Consider the following 5922-nt stretch of genomic DNA (forward strand, 5'->3'; position numbering starts at 1 on the left):
GCCTGGAGGACATCCCGGAAGACCAGCGAATTGAGTCCGGTATTTCTTCCGCCGCGGCGATGGAGATTATCAGCAACGTGAGCGAAAACCGCCAGGTGACCGTCCCTGCTGAACTGCTGGCGTCCCTGATTCAGACCGCTGAACAGGCATTGTGGAAGCGTGAATGGGCCGCCCGTGATTACGGCCTCGCCGTCCCGGAATGCGTTACCCGCCGTCAGGCGGTGGTTAATCAGGCCCGCATCCTGCTGAAAAACAACACGCACGAAAACGACTGATGTTATCGCCGCCTCCGGGCGGCGATTCAGGGAGACCATGAATCATGAATAAAACGCTGAATGCACTGATTTGTCGTCATGCCCGCGACCTGCTGCTGGCGCAGGGCTGGCCGGAAGAGACGGATGTTGACCAGCGTAACCTGAAGTATCCGGGCTGGATCAGCATTTACGTGCGGCTGGATGCGCCCCGGCTGGCGACGTTACTCGTTAACCGCCACGATGGCGTACTGCCGCCGCACCTGGCCTCCGCCATTCAGAAACTGACCGGAACCGGGGCGGAACTTGTTCTGTCCGGCAGTCAGTGGCAGTCGCTGCCGGTACTTCCGGCAGACGGAACACAGGTGTCTTTTCCGTATGCCGGTGAATGGCTGACCGAAGACGAAATCAGGGCAGTTCTTGATGCGGTGCGCAATGCAGTACGAAGCATCTGTTACCAGGTGGCAGACGATGCGCGGCGTATCCGGGCGGCGCTGACCACCACCGGTCAGACGTTGCTGACCCGCCAGACGCGCCGCTTTCGTCTGGTTGTGAAGGAAAGCGATTACCCCTGCTGGCTTGATGAAGATGACGAAAATCTGCCCGTGGTGCTCGATGCCATTCTGAACCGTGGCGCACGTTTTTCCTCTGTGGAAATGTACCTGGTCTGTGAGTGTGTGGAGCATATCCTGGCCAGTGGTCTGGTCTGTGATGTGCTGCGTATACCGGATGAACCGTCCCGTCGCTGGTTTGACCGGGATATTCTGCGGGAGGTTGTTCTGGAGGCACGGGATGAAATCCGCAGCATGGCGGATGCCCTGGCAAAAATCAGGGGCTGATGATGGCGGGGAAATCCCCGCCTTTTTCCTGCCGGTCCCCGGACAGAGCACAAAGGAAGTCGCCGGCGGCTCCGCTTTACCCAGCCATGCGGGGCATGGCCTTGTGGATTTTCAGTTATGTGGCCGCCGTGTCGTGTGCGGGCTGTGCCGTGCCTCCATCTTAGCCGGGCTGGCAGGGATGCAAGGGTACGCTTCGCCGCTGCGGTCACCCGGTCCCTCCTTCCCGTCTGCCGTGATTTTCCGGTCGTTCACCCGCTCAGATTTCGCTGTCTCACCCTCCAACTCCCGTCAGCCGTGTGCGTCAGGCTGCGGCTTCCCTTGCGCCCTGTGCATCCCCGCCTTATCGCCCGGCTTTTATGGAGGCACGGCACCGCCCGGTGTCGCGGAATATGTGAACAACGGAGGAAAACATCATGCAGTATGCGAAACCTGTCACTCTGAACGTTGAAGAGTGCGACCGTCTGTCTTTTCTGCCTTACCTGTTTGGCCTGGATTTTCTGTATGCCGAAGCGTCTGTATACGCGCTGGCGAAAAAAATGATGCCGGAATATGAAGGCGGATTCTGGCACTTCATCCGCCTGCCGGACGGTGGCGGTTACATGATGCCGGATGGCGACCGTTTTCATCTGGTCAACGGTGAAAACTGGTTTGACCGCACGGTCAGCGCCGATGCCGCAGGCATCATTCTGACTTCCCTTGTGATTAACCGCCAGTTGTGGCTGTACCACGACAGTGGGGATGCAGGACTGACCCAGCTTTACCGGATGCGCGATGCGCAGTTGTGGAGCCACATCGAATTTCACCCCGAATGTAACGCGATTTACGCGGCACTGGACTGATTAACGGACGGGGCGGCAATGCCGCCCCTGTAAAGAAGACGAGAACATGTACTGTTAAAGAAATTATCCGCGATGTACTGGATACAGACGTGCCGGACAGTGAATGCGTTTTGGCCGTGGTGCTGACCCGTGGGGATGTGCGCCATATGGCTCAGGACTGGAACCTGTCAGACGATGAGCTGGAAACCGTCATGCAGCGGCTGGACGATGCCTTTGAATATGGTGCGGATGTCAGCATTGTTCATGACGTTGTTCGTGAACTGATGGAAGAAAAGCGCGCCAGCCGTCAGGTGACAGTTCCGGCGGTGATGCTGGAAAAAGTGATGGCGCTGGCTGGCAGTGAAATGAAGCGCCTGTATGCCGTCGGGAGTGAGAACGGGGGCGACGGTGACGCATTCGTCAGGGAAGAACGCGAAGCAATGGACGTTGTGTTACAGGGGCAGGCGGTGGAGGCCGTCTGTCAGCCCGCGCGACCCCCCCTGGCAGGCTGACGCCTGCCGGAAGGGAAGCGGGCCACGCTGACGCGTCGCCCGTTACCCTTCCCGTTTGTGATGTGTCCGGAATGTTTTTTTCTGATGTTATTTTTCTGTGGTTACCGTGCTTGTTATTGTTCTTCTTCCTCTTCTTCTTTTCGTTGCTCTCCTGTTTATGGCTTTCCCGGGCGTCCCGCTTGCGGGGCGGGCTGTCGTGAACGGAGCCAGCGGAGCTGTCTCCGCCCTGGCGGGCTTCCATCCCTGACGCCGCAAAACCCCGGGCTTGCAGCGACCGGAACGGTCGCGCCACCCTTGTCGCGCCGTGGCCTGTGCTCCTGGCATCCCGGCAAAAGGCCGCCGGGATGTGAGGCGCAACGCCGTTTCGCGCACGCGCTCTCCGTCATTGCGGCGGGTCCCTGCTCATTGCCTGCCGGATGCCACACACCCGTATGAGTCCCTGTCGCCGGGGGCTCATACAGCCACAACCTGCCGCACTGACTGTCCAGGGTAAATGAACAGCCCACAAAATTTTTTACCCAAAACCCGGTAAAAAATTTTGCGTTCTGCCCAGGACAGGTGCGTCAGGCCGTGGCAGTGATGCCCCTTGCGGCGAAGGTTCTCAAACGGGTGAAGTTCATACCACAGGGAATACAGCAGCAGGTTCCCGCGAAACGTCAAAACCGCGGCTCCCGAAACTCAACGGGTGATGTTCTTTAAAAATCAGGATTTATTTCAGGCTCCGGCAATACGCATTTATGTGTTCTGTCAGTCATCCGGCTGGCAGGTAATGAGAACGCAGGAACAGAAGGAGGAAAACACCGGAGAACGTCAGACGCAGATATGAAAAAAGCAGGTCAGGGACCTGCTTAATCCACACCGCAGAGACTGCACGAACAGTCTTTACGGTTTCATTAATTAACGTCATAAGAGGCTAAATTATGACAGTAAGTATTGTTTCACCTTCCGCAGCGGCTGTAAAGCCCCGCCGTCATCCCCGTTTCAGACGCGAAGACATCCCCGCGCCGGAAATTGACCCCGTGCTGAAAGCCTTCGGGCGACACATTGCCCGGAGTTTTCACCGGGGGCGTGGTGTACACATCCCCGCCATGAAAAACACGGCCTTCGGGCAGGTGCTCCGCACACTCGAACTGAAACGCGCTTTTAACTGATGAGGTGAGCCGCCCCGCGAGGGGCGGCAACAGACGGAAGGAGAACATTTTATGACATCAGCAGCAATCACCATGACCGCCCCGGAAGCCGCCAGCCCTGTGCAGATGTACCGCGCGACCTACTCACCGGATGACAACAAACTGCGCCTGTATGCCGTGTCACGTCTTGACCCGGAGACGTATAAAAAAGTGCATGATGCCGGTTTCCGCTGGGCACCAAAACAGGCGCTGTTTGTCGCGCCAGCCTGGACACCGGGCCGGGAAGACGTGCTCCTCTCACTTGCCGGAGAGATTGAGGATGAAGACAGCACGCTCGCTGAACGTCAGGAAGCACGGGCGGAGCGGTTTACCGGATACAGCGGAAAGCGGGCCAGTGAATCCGCACAGGCACTTGATGAAGTGGAAAGACTGGCCGCGATGATCCCGCCCGGTCAGCCCATTCTTGTGGGGCATCACAGCGAACGCCGCGCCCGTCGTGATGCGCAGCGTATTGAAAACGGCATGAAACGAGCCGTGATGCTCTTTGAACGTGCGGAATACTGGGAAGAGCGGGCGCGGTCGGCACTGCTTCACGCGAAGTATAAAGAACGTCCGGACGTTCGCTGGCGTCGTATCAAAAAAATCGAAGCTGATTTGCGCAAGGCTGAAAAGACCATCGCGCAGCCGCAGAAATATCTGACGATGTGGCGGGCTGAATCGCTGGATCTGAATATGGCAAAACTCATCAGCAGTCATGACCATATCAGCGCCTGTTTCCCGCTGGATACGTATCCGCGCCCGGCAGAAAAAAGCCAGTATGAAGGAAGTCGATCGTTATGGTCGGCCCTGGATGATGACATCATCACCACGGAGCAGGCCCGCGAAATTGCGATCCGCTGTCATGAACGGCAGATTCAGCATCAACAACGCTGGGTTAACCACTATCAGAACCGCCTGATCTATGAGCGTGCCATGCTGGACGAAAGCGGCGGCGTGGTTACCCGGACACAGGATTTTGAGCCGGGCGGACAGGTTTTCAGCCGGGGCGAGTGGCTGACCATCATCCGTGTGAACAAAAGCAACGGGGCGGTGAGTTCAGTCACAACGCCAAATTACAGTTTTCTCGGGTACAGCGGCACGATGAAAGTGACGCCCGATCGCATCACGGACTACAAAGCACCATCGGCAGAAGAGGCTGCCGTCGCCAGTCAGGCCGCGAAGCGTCCGCCGGTAGTCAACTATCCGGGGGAAGGTTTCCGGGAAATGACAAAGGCACAGTGGGCCGCCCTGCCCCGGGACTGTAAGGCCGTGCGCAGTGTGGCAGAAGCAGAAGACCACGGGGCATACCGGTACCGCCGCACAATGGACAATAATTTCCGCCTGGTGAATGTGTATATCACCGACATGAAAATCACGGAAATCCCACAGAAATAAGGTATATCCCCCCGGGAAAATCCCCGGGGGATGACGGAGATAATGATATGCACAGTCAGTTAAGAGAACGTATCCGGCTGATGCGCGCAAGGCTGGATAACGCCGCGCCGGTTGCTGAAATCCGGGCTGAATCTCAGCTTTTTGTGACTCCTGCCCCGGTCTGTGATCGCCTGGTGATGCTGGCGGAGATCAGCAACCGTGATCACATTCTGGAACCCTCTGCCGGCACCGGGGCCATACTGCGGGCGATTCGGGATACCGCGCCGGGGGCCATGTGTGATGCGGTGGAAATCAACAGCGGGCTGGTCCGGTATCTGCGGGAAAATTTTAACGGTGTCAGGGTTCAGTGTGGCGACTTCATGGAATGGCAGCCAGTGCAGTATTACAGCCGGGTTATCATGAATCCGCCGTTCAGCCACGGGCAGGATATCCGGCATATCCTGCGGGCCTTTTCCCTGTTGCGTCCGGGTGGCGTGCTGGTCGCCGTCTGTCTCAACGGACCACGCCAGCAGGAGAAGCTGTTACCGTTTTCTGACGTCCGCGAGGAGCTGCCGCGCGGCACGTTTGCTTATACCGATGTCCCGACGATGATTATTCGTCTGCGTGCCTGATGACACAGGGCCGGCGGGAGGATAAATGCCTGTCTGCCCGCGCCGGGAAAAAACGCGCGCCGGTGGCGCTGAAAGGGGCCGCGCTCACGCGCCGCCCCTTTCATTACGCGGACGTTCTGATGGGGGCTTCTGTTTCTTCATGCCTGTCATTTGTCTGTTACTGATGATGTTGTTGTTCCTGCTACTGCTACTGCTACTGCTACTGCTACTGCTACTGCTACTGCTACTGCTACTGTTCTTCTTTTTCCTGCTGCTCTGATTCTGACTACTGCAGTGTTGTCCTGTCTGCCGGGCGCACCTTCGGCTCCCGGCTGCCTGGCGGCATCC

Annotated in this window: 7 protein-coding genes and 2 pseudogenes; 7 read left to right on the forward strand and 2 right to left on the reverse strand. The window is 57.8% G+C overall.

Annotation, left to right across the window (positions count from 1 at the left end; genetic code table 11):
• The 4 genes from BEB54_RS27430 to BEB54_RS27450 all read left to right on the forward strand — a co-directional run.
• Nucleotides 1-275, forward strand: a 275-nt coding sequence (locus BEB54_RS27430) for a DUF1380 family protein (protein ID WP_057108832.1), incomplete at its 5' end; no start/stop codon positions are given.
• Between the two features lie 44 nt (nucleotides 276-319).
• Nucleotides 320-1090, forward strand: coding sequence for a hypothetical protein (locus BEB54_RS27435; protein ID WP_001044386.1), 771 nt, complete (start codon nucleotides 320-322; stop codon nucleotides 1088-1090).
• Between the two features lie 413 nt (nucleotides 1091-1503).
• Complete coding sequence (locus BEB54_RS27445) at nucleotides 1504-1929, forward strand: antirestriction protein (RefSeq protein WP_001198893.1); 426 nt, start codon at nucleotides 1504-1506, stop codon at nucleotides 1927-1929.
• The gene (locus BEB54_RS27450) at nucleotides 1929-2420 is read left to right on the forward strand and encodes a DUF1380 family protein (protein ID WP_047090239.1); all 492 of its coding nucleotides are present in this window, start codon (nucleotides 1929-1931) and stop codon (nucleotides 2418-2420) included. The genes BEB54_RS27445 and BEB54_RS27450 overlap by 1 nt, the downstream gene beginning before the upstream one ends.
• A gap of 148 nt (nucleotides 2421-2568) precedes the next feature.
• Here BEB54_RS27450 and BEB54_RS29620 read toward each other — a convergent pair.
• Nucleotides 2569-2806, reverse strand: a pseudogene (locus tag BEB54_RS29620) (hypothetical protein); the annotation flags it as partial.
• 534 nt (nucleotides 2807-3340) lie between these two features.
• Here BEB54_RS29620 and BEB54_RS27475 point away from each other — a divergent pair.
• The 3 genes from BEB54_RS27475 to BEB54_RS27485 are packed head-to-tail and all read left to right on the forward strand — an operon-like array spanning nucleotide 3341 to nucleotide 5595.
• A complete protein-coding gene (locus BEB54_RS27475; RefSeq protein ID WP_000218642.1) occupies nucleotides 3341-3571 on the forward strand; it encodes a hypothetical protein in 231 nt (76 codons plus the stop codon).
• Nucleotides 3572-3622: 51 nt separating this feature from the next.
• Nucleotides 3623-4984, forward strand: coding sequence for a DUF3560 domain-containing protein (locus tag BEB54_RS27480; RefSeq protein WP_032285001.1), 1362 nt, complete (start codon nucleotides 3623-3625; stop codon nucleotides 4982-4984).
• A gap of 47 nt (nucleotides 4985-5031) precedes the next feature.
• Nucleotides 5032-5595 carry a methyltransferase gene (locus BEB54_RS27485; protein WP_001315564.1) on the forward strand — a complete coding sequence of 188 codons (564 nt, stop codon included), beginning with the start codon at nucleotides 5032-5034 and terminating at the stop codon, nucleotides 5593-5595.
• A gap of 84 nt (nucleotides 5596-5679) precedes the next feature.
• Here the strand turns inward: BEB54_RS27485 and BEB54_RS30055 are convergent.
• Nucleotides 5680-5859: pseudogene (locus BEB54_RS30055) on the reverse strand (pilus protein); the annotation flags it as partial.
• Nucleotides 5860-5922 lie beyond the last annotated feature (63 nt).

The organism is Escherichia sp. MOD1-EC6021, assembly GCF_002965245.1.
In the GTDB taxonomy this organism is placed as follows: domain Bacteria; phylum Pseudomonadota; class Gammaproteobacteria; order Enterobacterales; family Enterobacteriaceae; genus Escherichia; species Escherichia coli_F.